At 40.1% G+C, this 16,443-nt stretch carries 18 protein-coding genes; all 18 read right to left on the bottom strand.

What is annotated here, in order from left to right; genetic code table 11:
* Positions 1–13: 13 nt before the first annotated feature.
* Genes MTO68_RS06390 through MTO68_RS06305 form a run of 18 tightly spaced genes read right to left on the bottom strand, consistent with a single transcriptional unit; the run spans position 14 to position 16,316 of the window.
* Entirely contained in the window at positions 14–1,234 is a 1,221-nt protein-coding gene (locus tag MTO68_RS06390) for a beta-ketoacyl-ACP synthase (RefSeq protein WP_244015396.1), read from the bottom strand.
* Positions 1,234–1,959 (bottom strand): 3-ketoacyl-ACP reductase FabG2, encoded by a 726-nt coding sequence (locus MTO68_RS06385; RefSeq protein ID WP_004819879.1) that lies wholly within the window; start codon positions 1,957–1,959, stop codon positions 1,234–1,236. Before MTO68_RS06385 ends, MTO68_RS06390 begins: the two co-directional genes overlap by 1 nt.
* 13 nt (positions 1,960–1,972) lie before the next feature.
* Complete coding sequence (locus tag MTO68_RS06380; RefSeq protein WP_166783370.1) at positions 1,973–2,398, bottom strand: 3-hydroxylacyl-ACP dehydratase; 426 nt, start codon at positions 2,396–2,398, stop codon at positions 1,973–1,975.
* Entirely contained in the window at positions 2,395–3,609 is a 1,215-nt protein-coding gene (locus MTO68_RS06375; protein ID WP_244015395.1) for a beta-ketoacyl-[acyl-carrier-protein] synthase family protein, read from the bottom strand. Before MTO68_RS06375 ends, MTO68_RS06380 begins: the two co-directional genes overlap by 4 nt.
* Positions 3,593–4,189, bottom strand: a complete 597-nt coding sequence (locus tag MTO68_RS06370; RefSeq protein WP_244015394.1) for a DUF3261 domain-containing protein — start codon at positions 4,187–4,189, stop codon at positions 3,593–3,595. The genes MTO68_RS06375 and MTO68_RS06370 overlap by 17 nt, the downstream gene beginning before the upstream one ends.
* Positions 4,189–5,493, bottom strand: a complete 1,305-nt coding sequence (locus MTO68_RS06365) for an NAD(P)/FAD-dependent oxidoreductase (RefSeq protein ID WP_244015393.1) — start codon at positions 5,491–5,493, stop codon at positions 4,189–4,191. Before MTO68_RS06365 ends, MTO68_RS06370 begins: the two co-directional genes overlap by 1 nt.
* 9 nt (positions 5,494–5,502) lie before the next feature.
* On the bottom strand, positions 5,503–7,833 hold the full coding sequence (locus tag MTO68_RS06360; RefSeq protein WP_244015392.1) for a hypothetical protein: 2,331 nt from the start codon (positions 7,831–7,833) through the stop codon (positions 5,503–5,505).
* Complete coding sequence (locus MTO68_RS06355) at positions 7,808–8,410, bottom strand: outer membrane lipoprotein carrier protein LolA (protein ID WP_244015956.1); 603 nt, start codon at positions 8,408–8,410, stop codon at positions 7,808–7,810. The genes MTO68_RS06360 and MTO68_RS06355 overlap by 26 nt, the downstream gene beginning before the upstream one ends.
* 55 nt (positions 8,411–8,465) lie before the next feature.
* Complete coding sequence (locus tag MTO68_RS06350) at positions 8,466–8,885, bottom strand: acyl-CoA thioesterase (RefSeq protein ID WP_034613982.1); 420 nt, start codon at positions 8,883–8,885, stop codon at positions 8,466–8,468.
* Entirely contained in the window at positions 8,875–10,434 is a 1,560-nt protein-coding gene (locus tag MTO68_RS06345; RefSeq protein ID WP_244015391.1) for an aromatic amino acid ammonia-lyase, read from the bottom strand. The genes MTO68_RS06350 and MTO68_RS06345 overlap by 11 nt, the downstream gene beginning before the upstream one ends.
* A gap of 2 nt (positions 10,435–10,436) precedes the next feature.
* Entirely contained in the window at positions 10,437–11,363 is a 927-nt protein-coding gene (locus tag MTO68_RS06340; RefSeq protein ID WP_244015390.1) for an acyltransferase, read from the bottom strand.
* Entirely contained in the window at positions 11,356–12,111 is a 756-nt protein-coding gene (locus tag MTO68_RS06335; protein ID WP_004819861.1) for a glycosyltransferase family 2 protein, read from the bottom strand. Before MTO68_RS06335 ends, MTO68_RS06340 begins: the two co-directional genes overlap by 8 nt.
* Before the next feature lie 10 nt (positions 12,112–12,121).
* Positions 12,122–13,810, bottom strand: a complete 1,689-nt coding sequence (locus MTO68_RS06330) for an AMP-binding protein (protein WP_244015389.1) — start codon at positions 13,808–13,810, stop codon at positions 12,122–12,124.
* 11 nt (positions 13,811–13,821) lie between these two features.
* Positions 13,822–14,373, bottom strand: a complete 552-nt coding sequence (locus tag MTO68_RS06325) for a septation protein IspZ (protein WP_244015388.1) — start codon at positions 14,371–14,373, stop codon at positions 13,822–13,824.
* Positions 14,370–14,618 (bottom strand): acyl carrier protein, encoded by a 249-nt coding sequence (locus MTO68_RS06320; protein WP_004819854.1) that lies wholly within the window; start codon positions 14,616–14,618, stop codon positions 14,370–14,372. The genes MTO68_RS06325 and MTO68_RS06320 overlap by 4 nt, the downstream gene beginning before the upstream one ends.
* A gap of 9 nt (positions 14,619–14,627) precedes the next feature.
* Positions 14,628–14,888: a phosphopantetheine-binding protein gene (locus MTO68_RS06315; protein WP_004819853.1), complete on the bottom strand. Its 261-nt coding sequence runs from the start codon at positions 14,886–14,888 to the stop codon at positions 14,628–14,630.
* A complete protein-coding gene (locus MTO68_RS06310) occupies positions 14,872–15,699 on the bottom strand; it encodes a lysophospholipid acyltransferase family protein (protein ID WP_244015387.1) in 828 nt (275 codons plus the stop codon). The genes MTO68_RS06315 and MTO68_RS06310 overlap by 17 nt, the downstream gene beginning before the upstream one ends.
* Positions 15,693–16,316: a beta-ketoacyl synthase chain length factor gene (locus MTO68_RS06305; protein WP_244015386.1), complete on the bottom strand. Its 624-nt coding sequence runs from the start codon at positions 16,314–16,316 to the stop codon at positions 15,693–15,695. Before MTO68_RS06305 ends, MTO68_RS06310 begins: the two co-directional genes overlap by 7 nt.
* Between the last annotated feature and the right edge of the window lie 127 nt (positions 16,317–16,443).

Genomic DNA, 16,443 nt, shown 5'->3' with positions numbered 1-16,443 from the left:
GTTTTTTCCTCTTTTAAGTATGTTTTAAAATAATGGAGGTGTTGATCCCTCCAAATGCAAAATTATTGGTCATGATGATTTTTGCATTCATCTCTCGTGGCTCTTGCACGATATAATCCAAATCACCACATAATGGGTCAATTTCATCCAAATTTAAAGTATGGATAAACTGTTGGCGTTGCAGCATTTCTATACTCAACCAAGCTTCGATTGCACCACATGCGCCTAGGGTATGTCCAAAATAACTTTTTAATGAACTGATCGGTTTTTTACCAAATATACGTGCAGTAGCTTGAGTTTCGGCAACATCGCCTTGATCTGTCGAAGTCCCATGCGCATTGATATAATCAATCTCTTGCGCAGAAATTTCGGCATCTTTGAGTGCCATGCGCATGCATCTTTCCATCATTTCTGAATTTGGGCGAGTGACATGCTCACCATCGGTATTACTGGCATAACCGATGACTTCTGCATAGATCGTTGCACCACGTGCCAGTGCATGTTCATATTCTTCTAGCACTAAACAGCCAGCACCTTCACCAATCACCAAACCATCACGATTTTTATCAAATGGGCGTGGTGTTTTTTCAGGTGTGTCGTTCATCCCGCTGGTGGCTAATAACACATCGAATACAGCTGAACCTGTCGCACTGAGCTCCTCAGCACCACCCGCAAGCATCAGCGTTTGTTTACCTAGTTTAATCGCTTCAAACGCCTGTCCGATGGCCATTGAACCTGAAGTGCAGGCACTTGATGTGGGTAAGGTTAAACCTTTTAAACCAAAATAAACCGTCATATTCACAGCGCTGGTATGTGACATCATGCGAATATACGTGGTCGCATTTAAACGGCTCATGTCGTTGTCTATGAGCATTTTCCCAAACTCTTTGACCGCATCGACACTTCCCGCAGAAGAGCCAAAAGCAACGCCAGCATCGCCACTTTTCAAAATAGGATGATCGATCAAGCCTGCATCTGCCAATGCTTTTTCAGCACAAATCACCGACATCAATGCAACTCGTCCCATACCTCGTGTCACTTTACGATTAAAATGTTTGGGTACCTCAAAGTGTTCTACTGGGCCTGCAATTTTACAACGTAAATCGGTATAAATTTCCCAATCTGGCATCACACGAATGCCATTTTTTGATGCTTGGAATTGGGCAAAAATTTCATCTGCCGTTTCACCCAGTGAGGTGATTCCCGACATTCCCGTCACAACAACACGTTTCATTAAATCAATCCCCCATTCACCGAAATCACTTGCCGAGTAATATAGCTTGCGTGATCAGAGCAGAGAAAGTTCACGGTATGCGCCACTTCATCGACCTGTCCCATACGTTGTAAGGGAATCATTTTTAAAGCATGTTCTTTTACTTCTTCTGTGACCATTTCCGTTTCAATCAGCCCCGGTGCAACGCAATTCACGGTAATTTTTCTTTTTGCCAGTTCTAAAGCCAAAGCTTTGGTCGCACCAATTAATCCCGCTTTTGCCGCACTATAATTGACTTGACCACGATTACCCATAATGCCGGAAACAGAAGAAAGCGTCACAATACGCCCGCCTTGTTTTAGGCGAATCATCGGCATCACTAAAGGTTTTAATACATTATAAAAACCATCCAATGAGGTCGAAATTACTTCATCCCAGTCATTGTCGGTTAAAGCTGGAAATGCGCCATCATGGGTTAAACCTGCATTTAGCACTACACCATAAAATGCACCATGAAGCTCGATATCTTGTTCCAGTATCTGTCGGGTATTTTCACGTTGGGTGACATCAAAAAGTAGCGCATAACTGTTTTGCCCCAACGCTTGGATTTCAGCGACCACTTGCTCAGCATCTGCACGTCTAGAACGTGCATGCACCACCACATCAAAGCCAGATTTTGCTAAAGTTAAAGCAATTGCTTTACCAATTCCTCGACTAGATCCCGTCACTAATATTCTTCTCGACACACTTAATTCCTACTTATTGCTCAGCTTTCACAGGTGGTTCATAAACACTTAAAACTGCGCTAATTTTATGTTCTTCATAGCTTATTTCACAAGAGAATTGTGCCAAGCCTTCATGTAAATATTGTTGTTCAGCTCGAATGGTCAATGTTTTACCAAATTCAAAATAAGCCAAAGGTAAATTTAATTTGCGTGTTCCGAGCAAATAACCAATTTGTGGCGTTTGCCCCATTTTTTGTCCTTTTGCACCAGCAAAGGCACTAATCGTTTGTGCCATGAGTTCAATAGTACTCCAAGTCGGCAAACCATGTTCATCACTAAACATCAATTCAGGTGTAATGGTTAGGTTGGCAAGTGCAAAATTCTCACCTAACTCAAGCAGTTGATCAACAAAAACCATCGGTTTTTCATGCGGAATAAATTGAATAGCATCTAAACTCATCTGATTTCAGTTCCAAAAATAAGGCTGACATTACTACCGCCAAAGGCAAATGAATTACTCATCACAAAACGCACAGGATCAGATTGAGCAGTTTGAGTTAAATCATCCTGTTCAACGTAATGCTGATCATCCAATTCAGGGTCAATCATGCCATTTTGATGAAGGGGTAACCAGTTTTGATCTTTAAGCACTTGCGTACAAATATAGGCTTCCAACGCACCCGCAGCACCCAAGCAATGTCCGGTTTTATGCTTAGTGCTACTTAATGGAACAGCATAGTCCTGAAAGACCTGTCGGACTGCTTTAATTTCCATATCATCATTGTGCGTGGTTGCGGTGCCATGCAAATTAAGGTATTGAATATCTGAAGCTTTTAACTGTGCCTGATCCAGTGCTTTTTGCATTGCAGTTGCAGCACCTTTGCCTTCTGGATGCGGTGCAGAAATATGCCATGCGTCCATAGATTCCCCCGCAGAAATCAACATGACCGGTGCTCGTTCTTTACTGAGTAAAAACAAGCTTGCGGCCTCACCAATATTGATCCCATCACGCTGATATCCACATGGGCTACAGATACCTGCACTCAAATTTTCCAAGCTATTAAAACCATTTAAGGTCAGTTTAGCGAGGGTATCTACGCCACCCACCAATACAGCATCGGCAAGCCCTGCATTAAGCAAACGTTGCCCACTGGCAAAAGCTTTGGCACTTGAAGAACAGGCTGTAGAAATCGTATACGCAAGACCGTCCCAGCCCAAATAGATTTGCAAAGCTTTGGCGAGATTACCCATTTCCTGCTTTTGCTGTTGAATCACGGTTTCAGTTTGGCCTTGAAAGTAAGCTTTTAATAAGGGTTCATTGTCCGAAATACCCGAAGTTGAAGTCCCAACAATGATCGCAAGTCGTTTTTTATCAAACTTAGCCACATAGTCACGTAACTCAGATTCACATTGTGCAAGCGCAGTTAAAGCAAAACGTAAATTACGCGAGTCATAGTTTTGTAGCACAACTGGAATATCGCTACATAACGGATGTGCATAAGCACCCACCCATACGGGCTGATCAAAAATCAAAGATTTATTCAGGGTTAAACTGTTTTCCAATGAGGTCAATTGTGCCTTGACCTGCTCAGGATGATCACCTAAAGCTGATAAACTGGCTGAACAATGAATGCCTACAGCGGGATGGTTTAAATCAATCTTTTTTGTCATTTTTTTGCAGATCTTCCACTTCATTTTGCTCTAATGAATTGTCTTTTAAAGTATTTTCCACAGGGCTAAAGATCATTTGATAAGGAACTTGCAGGTTATCCAGCTCAATATGATCAGCACGCGTTTTTATCGTTAAAACATTTTTTTGATCGATCTCAATTTCAGTCTGATCAATGCCCTGTTTCACTTTAACATTTTCTAAATGATTTTTTGCAAAATCAGGATAAGTTGCAAATAGAATATCTCGAACCACAAAATCAAAGGGTAACAAACGCATCGGTTTTATCCTTTCATGCACCTGCACTTTTTGACCATCGAAATCCAGTCTAAACAGTTGCTGTCCAGTTAAACTTAAAGCAAACATTTGTAAGTTTTTCGCCTGTTGTTCTTGGTAGAGCAAAAAGCTAAAACTTTGATTTTTCCAGACAACTTCAACTTGATCTTGACGCTGATAATGCGCCAAGGCTGGATCAGCAGACCAAACCACAGGAACCAGACCTTGTGGCTGTGGATACATACTTTGACAGGCACCCAGCGCTAACAACAGACTGATGCTCATTGTTTTTAACCAAATTTGCATTATTCGCTCTCAAGTATTTTGCTCTGTTCAAGATCATGACGACAATATTCAGCCAAGGTATTTAAGCGTTGTCGTGCATTGCGATAGATTGGATTAGCCTCATCCCAAGCATAACCCGCCAATAATGACGCAATCATACGACGGATTTTTTCATTTTGATTTTTTGAAAATACCACATCTTGAAACTCACCGTCGTACCATGCTTCTACATAAGCGCGAAATATTTTGATTCCTTTACGCAAAGGTTTTTCATATTCTTGCAACCAGTCTACTTGTCCACCTTGTAAGACTTGATCGACTAAAGGTACTGCCAAACTTGAAGACTTGAGTGCAATAGTCACCCCAGATGAAAACACAGGATCTAAAAATTCCCCCGCATTGCCCAGCAAAGCAAAATTACGCTGTGCCAAGGTTTTAACATTTGCTGAATAGCCCACCAAAGTACGGATTGGCGTATCAAACTTCATATTGCGCAGTACCTGCGACAAACTCGGTTCATCTGCAAGAATATCTTTAAATAAAGCCAATAAGGCTTCAGGGTCATCAGAGATATAACCATAATGATCAAAGAAATCCTGTTCAGCCACAATCCCAAATGAACAGCGACCATCTGCAAACGGAATTAACCAATACCAGCCACGGTGATCTTTTTCATGTACCGTAATCAGGATTTTATTTCGGTCAAATTCAGGATCATCCAAGATCCCATCTTCAATATGACTAAACACCGCACGGCGTACTGGAAAATTTGAAGGGCTTTCTAGCTCAAGAAGTTTCGGTAAAATACGACCAAAGCCACTGGCATCCAGTAAAAATTTAGCCTGAATTTGGTAGATATTTTGCTGCTCATCTTTAACCGTTAATACAGGATGATCAAGCTCTACATCAACTGCAACAACCTCATGTCCAAAACGAATTTCAGCCCCATATTGTTCAGCTTGCTGTGCTAAAAGATGGTCGAAATTGGCACGTCTAATCTGCCATGTCGTTCCAGGACCTTCACTAAATTTTTGAGTAAAATCGTAGTAGCTGCGTTGATGACCACGTAAAAATGCTGCTCCATTTTTAAATTGAAATGCATATTCTTCAACATGTTCACGAACTGTGTCTAATAAACCAGCTTCTTCTAAAAACACCATACATTGTGGCAAAAGTGATTCACCGATCGAAAAGCGAGGAAAATTCTGCTTTTCAATGATCACCACTTGATAACCTTTGTGTCGAAGCAGTGCTGCTGCGGAACTTCCCGATGGTCCTGCCCCGATGATCACGACATCTGTTTGTTGTAAATCTAAACCCTTCATATACTCACCTTAATGTTCAGTTCTTTGACTGATTAATTGATTTTGATTTAATTTTGAGTCTGCCGGCGTAAACAGCGTGGCATAAATAAACGAAAAAATTACCCCAAAAAGGACCGTTAACCCAAAACAATGTATTGCATAGGTATGGCTTAACGCCAATAAACCGAATCCCAACAAAGTCGACATCATACAGAGAAATAATGCCATCCCGACCACATGCGGATGATCGTGCCCTTGACGGTAGAAAATGGCGTAATCCACACCAATCCCCAAGATCAGAAAAACCCCCATTACACTAAATAGATTAATCTCAACGCCCATCCATGCCTGTAATGCAAAGGTGCTCATCAACGCCAAAGTCACTGGCACCATCAAAGCAAACACCGATTTAATCCCATAGATCAGCATTAAACCGATCGCTAAGGCAATTAATGCATAGACAAAAAGATATTCAGCTTGGATCCGATGGTCTTGGAATAAGCGCGATAAATTATGTACAGGGCGAACCAGCTTATTCTGCTGATCTTGCAAAGCCTCTACAGCTGTTACATCTTTTATGCCTTGAATCAAAATCAATCTTTGCTGCGAATTAACCTGTAAAAATGCCAAAGGATGGGCAGCAAACTGATCTAAATTTAACAATGATTGTTGAGACAATCTTGCTTGCCAACTCAGGACATCTTTCGGATCAAGTTGCATCGCGCTTGCATATTCCACCAGTACTGATTTTGGAATTTTCTTTAGATATTCAACATTCTGCTGTTGCTGTTCCAGCGAAGGAATCGTTTGCCCTATTGCTTGAAATCCATCAATTTTGCCCTGTTGTTTTAACTGAGAAAGCACATGGATTAAGCGTTGTTCTTGCCTTGCAAGATCCTCTGCTGAATTGACATAAATTGCAAAATAATCGCTGCCCTGCGCTTGCCCAAAACGAGAACGAATATATTGGTCTTCCTGCTTTAAATGTTGATCCATGCTTTGTAAATTACGCACATCATCATTACTTTTGATCAGCAGCAAACTTGATCCTGAAACCACAAAGATCACAAAAATCAGCAGATAACGCTTTGATGCGTGCGCTAAAAAATAATTACGCCATGTGCCAATAAAGCTTAATCTGCGTATTGCGGGTTCAGCATTTAAGGCAGGTAAACGCGGTAGTAATAATAGACTGGTGATTCCAGCGGCAGTTAAGCCCACCATTGAAAATACGGCAATCTGCTTAAAGCCAGGAAAAGGCGTAAAACTTAAAAATAAATAAGCCAGCAATGTGGTTGAAAGCCCGATCAACAAACTGGGTAAAATCGGCTTTAATACGGCAAATCCATTGAGATGTCGTTGCTGCGATTGCATCGCCATAAAGTAAAAGGAAAAATCGACACATACCCCAATCAGACTTGCACCAAAAACCAAAGTCATCAGATGTATTTCGGAAAATATCCAGTGGGTTACAGCAAAAGCCACCATTGACCCAGTGGCAACCGCGATAAACTCAGTCAACATCGGGCGAATGGAACGGAAGCCAAACCAGACCAAAAGCAAGACACCGATACTCGAACCCACGCCGATTGTAGAAATTTCATTCTTTGCAGATTGGGTACCAAAATGCGAAAAAACAATTGTCCCAGTCCAGTGTGGTTTCACCCCGATCTTGCTCAATTGCTGATTAACATTAGTCATCCATTGGGTAGTTTGTTCTTGATACTCAATATCATAAGGACTTTTTAAAAGTTCTAAATTAAATAGTCGGGAATAACCTTGCTCATCCGCAATTGTGGCAAAACCATCTTGTATTTCGATATTTGAATGCTGTTGCAGGCTTGCAAGCCCCATGGCATAACGTGGAAATAATAACAATGGATCTTGTTGAAGTAAGCCCTCAGTGATTGGCATACCCGGGCTCATGATTTGCATCAAACTTTGTTCAGTCAGTGCCGCATAATCCTGTTGTTTTAAGATTGCTTGATCTTGTGAACTGATTAAGCCTGCATGATGTGCATATAAAGTTCTGGCAAAATCTTCGGTATCAACTTGTGCTTTTAATGGCTTAAACAAATTCGACTGTTGAACACCAGCCCTTAATATCTGTGTTGCTTGATCAATTTGTTCAGATGATTTTGCATCAATCACCAAGAACACTTTATTGTTCAATTGCTCACTGACATAGTGTTCAGTTTGCTCAAGCTGCTTGTCCTGCTTTACTTTTGGCAGTAAAGCAAAAATATTGGTCTGGATATGAATGCCTTTTTGCATCCATGTAAATCCCAGTCCGATCGCAATGATGACTAAAAATATCAACCAAATTGCAGTGAGTTTATTTTGCCAATTGGAAAAGTGCATTCTCAGACGCCGATAAAGTTTGAGGTTGAGCCGTCTGCTGACTAAAATTAATAATCGTCATATTATTGGCTTGTTCAGTAATCACAATACGATTGACATAACGTCCACCTTGCGCATTCACTTTGACAAACAATTTTTTAAACAACGCGCTTTTCGGGGTCAATGTGACATCCCAAGCCGATGTTGTGTAATTGGCAGCAACCACATTAAAATTTTTGGCTAAGGCCGTTTCATCACCTGCCATTAACTGTAAAAACATGGTCGCCACTGAACCATATTGACTATTATTAATCTCAAGTTGACTCATGGTTCGCTGGGTTTTTTGTAGCAACTTTTTTGGGGTAACAATCAAATCCGCTTGAACAGGCTTTTGAATCTGCCAAATCACCCCTTGGCTTTTGGAAAATAAAACCTGTCCATTTGAGCTAAAAGTTTTATTTAACGAGGTGAGCTTTTTTTGCTGCTCAAAATGGGCACGAACAACAGGTGTTTGAGAAAGCTGTTGAAAAATTTGCCCAACTTTAGAGCTTTCTGCATAACTTGCCAATGGAAGTGTCGTCATAACCATAAACATCATACTGGTGATGATCAGTTTGATTTTATTTTTAAAATTCAACATTTTTTATGCCCCCCTATTTGGTCTTAAATTCAGACCATGCATATAGGCGGTCTAAAAATATTTGTGGTGACTGAAAGCACATTTCTCGAGTTTCTATCTCGACTGCCACCTGACTGGTAAAACCTTTGGTGAGGCGTTTACCCGATTCTGCATCAAAAATCTGATACTCGATTTTTAAACGGTTTTCCCATTCTTTTAAAGTCGCACGTACTCGAATATGTTGCCCAAAAATAATACCCTGCGCATAACGGACATAACTTTCAATCACTGGCCATGCATAACCTGAATCTTTCATTTGATTATAGTTATAGTCAAATTGATCCAATAATTTGCAACGGGCAATTTCAAAATATTTGAGATAATGCCCATGCCAAACCACATTCATGGTATCGACATCATGAAATGGAACATCAATAATGACATCAGCATACATCAGCGTTCTCCTGCTTGTGCTGCAACAGATTGCAATTTAACAGACTGAGATTTTCAAGATGATCCACTATCGCTTGTAGCTCTTTTTGTAATGGACGATCTTCTTCAACAAAATGAAATTCTTTCAGTACCCAGTGTCTAAACAAACCCAGCACTGGACTTAATTGTTGTGCCAATCCTCTCAGTTCAATTGCTTGAACCGCAGCACAGCTCAATGCAGCAATCACTTGTTCGGTCAATAAAATCACCCGACTGGCATCACGTGCGGCAATCGTGCCCATACTGACTTTATCTTGATTATGGCACTCGGTTGAACGTGAAAAAATTGAAGCTGCAAGTGTCTGTTTAAGCGCTTCGGCAGTCCAAGCTGACACGCCTATCTGTACGGCTTTAAAACCATGATTGAGCGGTAAGCGATCAGTTTTAGCACCAGTCAAATTACGCGGTAAACCATGATTCATTTTATGATCGACCAACTGTGCAAGCTGACGATCCATCAAATCAGCAATATTGGCAATCATAATTTTTAAGCTATCCATAGCCTGAGCGATATGTCCACCATAGAAATGCCCACCATGTAACACGCGTAAATTGATCGGATCAATTAAGGGATTGTCATTGCTTGAGTTCAATTCATTTTCAATAAATTGTCTAAGCCAAGTTTTAGAATCTTCAAAGATTCCAATAATATGTGGTGCACAACGCAGTGAATAACGATCTTGCAAACGTGGACTTTGATGCTCTGTTTGTACTTTATCGTTTAACCATTCACGTAGTTGCTTGGCAATCTCTTGCTGTCCTGCATGCGGTTTCTGGGCAAATAACACTTCATCAAAATGGCTTGGATTGCCCTCTAATGCCAACACATTTAATGCTGTAATTAAAGTACTTGCCAAACTAATCTGCTCAGCTTTTTTATAATTTAAACAGGCCATTGCGGTCATCACCGCAGTACCATTCATAATGGCAAGCCCTTCTTTGGGTCTGAGTGCCAAAGGCTGTATCGCATATTCAGCATAAACATCTGCGACTGCAACGATATTACCTTGATAGTAAACATCCCGTTCACCGACCAATGCTCCTGCAATATAGGACAATGGGGTTAAATCACCACTGGCGCCGACTGAACCTTCTGAAGGAATCACTGGAATAATATTTTCATTAAGCATCCAAACCAAACGCTCAAGTAAAGCATGTGATACCCCTGAATAGCCACGTGCCAAAGAGCATAATCGAGTTACTATCACAGCACGTGCAGTGATCAAGTCCAGATTTTGCCCCAAACCACAACCGTGAAAACGAGATAAATGCAAAGGCAATTCATTGACCTGATGTGCAGGCACTTCAACCAAACAAGAATCGCCATAACCTGTGGTTACCCCATAGATGACGCCTTCTTCTTGTAATAATTGATCGAGAAAATCAGCACCTCGTTGAATCAATGCCTGCCAACTTTCAGACTTAGGCAGCGCCACTTTGAGCTGTTGATTTGCGACAGCAACAACCTCTTCAATTGAAAGTGGCTTTTCTCCGATGACAAGTGACTGCATTTTTATTTGTTCCAAAAATTATAAAAATTAAACCATTGATAAGGTGCATCTACGCAATGCTGTTCGACCAGTTGAGCATAGCGTTGCATGACTTCAGCTATGGCTTGGTTGCGGGTTTGCCGCGGAAAATTAAGTTTTTGAGCGATTGAATGGATATGCACATGAAAGTTGTCTTGCTTGCGATAACAGAAAACCGCCAATATCGGAACTTTGAGTAAACTCGCTAAAATCCAAGGTCCTTGCGGCCAAGCGGACTCATCAGCTAAAAATTTAAGATTTTCGACACGTTGCGATTGAACCGGCACTCGATCTGCTGCCACGATGATCCACTCACCCTGATCCAGTTTCTCCTGCAAAAGAATCGCAGTATCAACGCCAAGTTCATCGACCGAAATCAGATGCACATCGGCTTTTTGATTGAGCTTTTTAAGAAATTCATTAAATTTACTGGCATGCTTTTGATAAACCAATACATTGATTTTTTGTTGGTGATCAGATTTGATCGCACGTAGCAATTCGATATTGCCAAAATGCGATACCACAATGATCGCACCTTTTTTATAATTTTCCCGAAAATGCGCATGCCCATGCAAGATCAGCTTTTCTTCTGCGACTTTTCCCAGCCAGCCTTCAATTTTATCCAAAATACACTCACCAAATGTCATCAAATGAATATACGAATGACTCATATTTGGTTGATGTGAAAATGGTGACTTTTCTTGAGCAAAATGATGCAACTTTTGTAAATAAAGTAATGAAGCCTGACGCGCTGTGCGAGAAAAGATCCAATACCACATGATAATGAAATACAGCACCAGCTTACACAAAAAACGCCCACCAAAACGATAAAAGCAAAGCATTAACATCAAAGGCAACATTCCCCCCTTTTCTTTAAGCTCACTCCATCGTTTTGTATGTGATTCAGTCATGTGCTGAACCTTTGGCTTTTTGTGCCAACAGTTTAGGTAAGCGAATCAACATGCCTGCAAAAAGTCGCGCATGCGCTTTACTGAGTCCTAAATTATCTTTCCACACATTAAAATGTGAAATACCTTGTTCTGGATAAATCACGGCAGTAGGCACATTGATAAACTGAACTTGTTCCCACTTTAGGCGCACTAGAATTTCACTGTCAAAACCCATGCGTGGTTGAAATTTTGCTCGATTGAGGACGTGAATGGTTTGATCAAGTGGATAAATACGAAAACCGCACATACTATCTTTGATTTCAAGTGACAGACTATTAATCCAAACCCAGACATGGGTGACATAACGACCATACAAACGCTTTTTCGGCACCGTTTCATCAAAGATCGGCTGTCCCAAAATCATTGCTTGAGGATGTTGTGTTGAGATGGTGATAAATTTTTCGATATCCTGCCAATCGTGCTGTCCATCTGCATCAATTTGTAAAGCATGTGTCCAGCCAAGATCTTGTGCCTGATATAAACCTGTCATCACAGCCTGACCTTTGCCCTGATTGGTCGCGTGCTCGACCAGATATACATTTTTATGCTGCTGCGCCAATTCTTGCAACAAGGTCGAACATTCAATATCGCTACCATCATTGACTAAAACCACTGGCAAACCATAAGGATGAATATAGTCCAGTAATGCTTTGATATAATGTGGATGGTTATACACAGGAATCACAAAACCCAATTGATATTGCTGCATCATCTGTCTCCTAAGCGTTAACCGTAGTAGCAAAAACCAAACGTCCTGATGCTAAAGACTGTTCAGCCTGCTGCAATTGAAAACTGATTTTATCTGCTTTACGCTCAAGTTTAAGCAAAACCACGGCATGCGGTTGGATCAATTCCTGAAACTTAATTTGTTCTAATGCTGTACACCAATCTAGATCAGCCCAGATCTCTTTAGCGAACTTTTGAATAAAAGCAATTTGCCCAACACCAGGATAAATCGGGTGATCAGGAAAATGCCCATTAAAGGCAGCCAGTTCAGGAATAAATTCTAATTTAAATTCTGCGCTATTGGCATCAATATGCGATGCTAAAACCACGGGTAAATTTAAGTTTTCAAATAATGATTTCATATAATTTTTATTGAGCTTTGATTGGGCGTTTTTCGGTAATTGGCTTAAAAAACGCCACTGCCTCGGTATCGCAATATATTCCAATTTATCTGCAAGTTGTTGTTTTATTTTTGCGACAAATGCACGCTTATGGCTGTGTTTAAGTTCTAATTGAGCTTGTTCAGACAATACCGCCACACATGCCAAAATTTGTCGATGATCCTTTTCAAAGATCAATGTATGACATTCACTGACTTCTGGCAATTCAATAATAGCACTTTCAATAGAATCAAGACTTAAACGCTTTTCTTCAAGCTTAACAATACGGTCTAAGCGTCCTTGAAGCTGAAACTGACTTTTTCGATCATTAGGCACAGACACTTCAACTTTATCTGCGGTATAGATCCAATCATTGATATACGCATGTTGAGTCAAGACACCCAGTTCACCCGCATCTGTAACACTAATTTCGACATCTGCAAACGGGGTCCAAAGCGCCTCATTTTGTGTGCGATAAGCAATACCGCCCGTTTCGGAACTACCAAAAATTTCGGTGATACTGGCATTGAGCAGCGGACGCACTCCAGCATCCAGTTTACCACCTGACGAATAAACCACTGAATACTGCTCAAGTAATACATCAGAGGTCCAACGTTTTAAAAGTGCTGGGCTGGAAATCACATAATGATTTGAACCAAAGTGATCGTGGCTTAAATGCTGTAGCTTTTTTTGTGCTTCAACCACATCTTCAGGAAATGCCAATTGCGGATTATAAAAAGCTCTGCCACTGGCAAGTGGCCAAAGTAATTTAAATAATAGACCATAAATATGTTGATGACTGACTGTAGCAAGCGCCAGTGCATTTTCTGCTAGATCAAAACTTTGATCTAAACCCTGTACTTCATTAAGCAGCTGTTTTAGGGTACGCGGAATCTTTTTAGGTTGCCCTGTAGAACCCGAAGTATAAAAAAACACTGCTGCACGATTTAAAAAAGCATCATTTAGATCAATGTGTTGAGTATCTTCAACCACAGGATTAATCTGTTTATTTTGTCGTTCAATAAAATAAATATTCTGAGCCGCTAAGCTTTTTTCCAAATCACGCACACGATTTGGCGGGAGAATCACCTGTTTATCTGCCAATAAAACTGCAAAAAATAACACTAAAAAATCATAACTGTCATTTTGCCACAAGGCCCATGCACTTTCAGCGGATTGTTCAATGTGTGTTTTTTCACTCAACACCTCCTGCCAAAATTGGGAGAATGTTTTGACACTAAAATCAGAGGTGATACACAGACATTTTTCAGCATGAATGTGGCTTTGAAAATGACACAACATAAGCGTTTATTTTAACTCGTATGATTTTTAGCTTGATGAATTTTTCGCAGTACAAATTCACCTGCAAATAACAAACCCATCAAAAGATAAGAAATAAAACCATTATAAAGTACCCACATTTGAGTACTGCTAAATAACACTGTATAAAGCGCAATACAGGCATTTAAAATAAAAAAGCCACACCAAACAATCGTAACATTTTTGGTCCAGATCACCCCAGACGCGGGCAAATCAGGTTCAACCAAACGTGCAAAACGCTCAATCATTGAGGGTGGTTTGATTAAGGTGGTCGCAAAAATTATCAACGCGCCCACACTCATAAATACTGGATACAGCTTTAACCAAGCATGATCTTTTAAAATCAAACTCAGCCCACCACAAATAATGGCAAACCAAGTCAATGGCCACATAAGATCGCTTTTTTTAAAAAATAAGCGTGATCCACCAAGCAGAACCAACAAAGCACTCACCCAAATAAAATGACCATGCGCTAGGCTGTAGCCCACGATAAATGGGTAAAGTAAAAATAAGACGGTGACTCCACTGCGGATCAAATGCTTCATTCTGCAGACATATTTTGAATCACAACCACAACATCTTGCACTGTTCTGACATTTTTAAAATCTTCAGGTTTAACTTGCTTACCGGTTAATTCTTTAATTTTAACAACTAAATCAATAGCGTCGATGCTATCAACATCTAGATCAGAATACAGGTTTGACTCAAGCTGAATATCAGCAGGTTCAATTTCAAATAGTTCTTCCATCCACTCACGTAGATTTGTTAAGACGATTTCTTCAGATAACATAACGACCTCTTAAGCAGCGCGTTGCGCTTCAACCAAGTCCACTAAACTTTGCACAGAGGCGAAATGTTGCTTGGTTTCCTGTGATTCAGCATTTAAATGAATGTTATAGCGTTTTTTCAAAGCCAAACCTAATTCTAGGGCATCAATAGAATCCAGCCCTAATCCATCACCAAAGAGTGGTGCATTGGTATCAATATCTTCAATTGAAATATCTTCCAAAGCCAACACATCAATGATCATTTCTTTTAACTCATCAGCAAGATTGCTCATTTGTAGATAACTCTTGTTTAATTAACGCTTGATTAAATAAGTTGTGCAAAAAATGATTGAGCTGTTTCACCTGTTTTGAGTTCACAGCAGCATCATCCAATATATCCTGTACATGTACCGCATCTAACACTGTAATCTGAATGTGAAATGGTTCATTTGGAATGTGATACCACTTTTCATTTTTGGTCAGTGTCGAGGGCGTGCATTCTATCAAAATCGGACGAATTGGAACATTCGCTCGAATCGCAATATTTGACGCACCACGTTGGAACTCATTCAGTGATGCGCCTTTTTCTGTTCGTGTCCCTTCTGGAAATATCAATAATGAGGCTGCATCTTTTTCTTGGAGTTTTTTAACGCAGTCCAAAATGAATTGCTCAGATCCCTCATTTAAAATATAACCTGCACTACGCACTGGCCCCAATGTAAATGGATTACGCCAAAGTGCTTTTTTTACAATACAGTTGGCCTTTTCCATTAAGCCAATCAAAATCACCACATCAATCAAGGTTGGATGATTTGCAATGACTAACTCTTGACGGCTATGGGACAGCTTTTCCAAGCCTTCGACCTCATAGGTCATGATGCCCAATTTAACCATCATTTCAGTAAAGCCTTTAAAGCTATATTTAATGGCTTTTTGCGCGCGATCTTGTCTTTTTCTTGTATCAAATGTGCTGACTTTCACCAATGGTGCAACCACACCCCCAATCACAATTCCGCCCAAGCCAAAACTTGCAAAACTAAAACCTGTAGCACCAACACGCCAAGCGTAATTTAACTTTTTCTTTACTTTGTTGATATTTAGCATTTGACCCAAGCACCCTTTTCCTTCAGGTTTTGATTGTGCCAAAACGCATTAAAATCTTGAGCCTCTAAATATTTGCTCTGTTGCAGTTGCAGATTTTCTACAGTGATTTTTAAATTGGCATTTTCTAAACTGACCACTCCAGCCAATGAAAAAGCTTTAAAATTCTGATACTCATCATATATTTCTGGTAAGGCTTGGTCATAATAAATCACCAAGGCATTTTTGGCATTGTGGTGGGTTTTTAAATAAGCATAAGCTTCGACTAAAGCTTCAGACCATGACGCTGCCAAACTGGTCGCGAGCGTATCATCTTGACAAAATATAGAATACAAACCTGAAACTGCATTATGTACAGAGGTTGAAAAAAGTGTCGGAGATGGGGTTTGGTCTGACAAGACATCTTGTAAAATTTTAAGCGTTTTTTCTTCATCGCCATATTGTGAGCTCCAAACAATATAGTCGACCTGAATCCCCTGCAAACTTTGAATTGCACTATTCAGTGCAATTTTAGCAATACTTGATAACCGTCTACGTTGCATCGCAGGAATTTTTTCAAGTGCTAAAAATGTATCACCATCTTCGCTCAAGGTGAGCCTAGAAATATTTAATTGAAGCATGTTTTATTCATCAACATCAGCTAATTTAATTGGCTTAAAAAGCCTTCTTTAGACAAATTATAACATTTGAATAACAATAAATACAAAAAATACAATTGAACTTTGTCTAATAATTGGTTTCTTAATT

The organism is Acinetobacter sp. NyZ410, assembly GCF_022828975.1.
GTDB lineage: Bacteria > Pseudomonadota > Gammaproteobacteria > Pseudomonadales > Moraxellaceae > Acinetobacter > Acinetobacter guillouiae.
The sequence above is the reverse complement of the archived record's forward strand: the minus strand, read 5'-3'. Positions and strand labels throughout refer to the sequence as shown.

What these genes read in the sequence shown, in the direction of transcription:
- MTO68_RS06390 (WP_244015396.1), bottom strand. Translation starts at nt 1,234, where the DNA reads ATGAAACGTGTTGTTGTGACGGGAATGTCGGGAATCACCTCACTGGGT.
- MTO68_RS06380 (WP_166783370.1), bottom strand. Translation starts at nt 2,398, where the DNA reads ATGAGTTTAGATGCTATTCAATTTATTCCGCATGAAAAACCGATGGTT.
- MTO68_RS06375 (WP_244015395.1), bottom strand. Translation starts at nt 3,609, where the DNA reads ATGACAAAAAAGATTGATTTAAACCATCCCGCTGTAGGCATTCATTGT.
- MTO68_RS06370 (WP_244015394.1), bottom strand. Translation starts at nt 4,189, where the DNA reads ATGCAAATTTGGTTAAAAACAATGAGCATCAGTCTGTTGTTAGCGCTG.
- MTO68_RS06365 (WP_244015393.1), bottom strand. Translation starts at nt 5,493, where the DNA reads ATGAAGGGTTTAGATTTACAACAAACAGATGTCGTGATCATCGGGGCA.
- MTO68_RS06360 (WP_244015392.1), bottom strand. Translation starts at nt 7,833, where the DNA reads ATGCACTTTTCCAATTGGCAAAATAAACTCACTGCAATTTGGTTGATA.
- MTO68_RS06355 (WP_244015956.1), bottom strand. Translation starts at nt 8,410, where the DNA reads ATGATGTTTATGGTTATGACGACACTTCCATTGGCAAGTTATGCAGAA.
- MTO68_RS06350 (WP_034613982.1), bottom strand. Translation starts at nt 8,885, where the DNA reads ATGTATGCTGATGTCATTATTGATGTTCCATTTCATGATGTCGATACC.
- MTO68_RS06345 (WP_244015391.1), bottom strand. Translation starts at nt 10,434, where the DNA reads ATGCAGTCACTTGTCATCGGAGAAAAGCCACTTTCAATTGAAGAGGTT.
- MTO68_RS06340 (WP_244015390.1), bottom strand. Translation starts at nt 11,363, where the DNA reads ATGACTGAATCACATACAAAACGATGGAGTGAGCTTAAAGAAAAGGGG.
- MTO68_RS06335 (WP_004819861.1), bottom strand. Translation starts at nt 12,111, where the DNA reads ATGCAGCAATATCAATTGGGTTTTGTGATTCCTGTGTATAACCATCCA.
- MTO68_RS06330 (WP_244015389.1), bottom strand. Translation starts at nt 13,810, where the DNA reads ATGTTGTGTCATTTTCAAAGCCACATTCATGCTGAAAAATGTCTGTGT.
- MTO68_RS06325 (WP_244015388.1), bottom strand. Translation starts at nt 14,373, where the DNA reads ATGAAGCATTTGATCCGCAGTGGAGTCACCGTCTTATTTTTACTTTAC.
- MTO68_RS06320 (WP_004819854.1), bottom strand. Translation starts at nt 14,618, where the DNA reads ATGTTATCTGAAGAAATCGTCTTAACAAATCTACGTGAGTGGATGGAA.
- MTO68_RS06315 (WP_004819853.1), bottom strand. Translation starts at nt 14,888, where the DNA reads ATGAGCAATCTTGCTGATGAGTTAAAAGAAATGATCATTGATGTGTTG.
- MTO68_RS06310 (WP_244015387.1), bottom strand. Translation starts at nt 15,699, where the DNA reads ATGCTAAATATCAACAAAGTAAAGAAAAAGTTAAATTACGCTTGGCGT.
- MTO68_RS06305 (WP_244015386.1), bottom strand. Translation starts at nt 16,316, where the DNA reads ATGCTTCAATTAAATATTTCTAGGCTCACCTTGAGCGAAGATGGTGAT.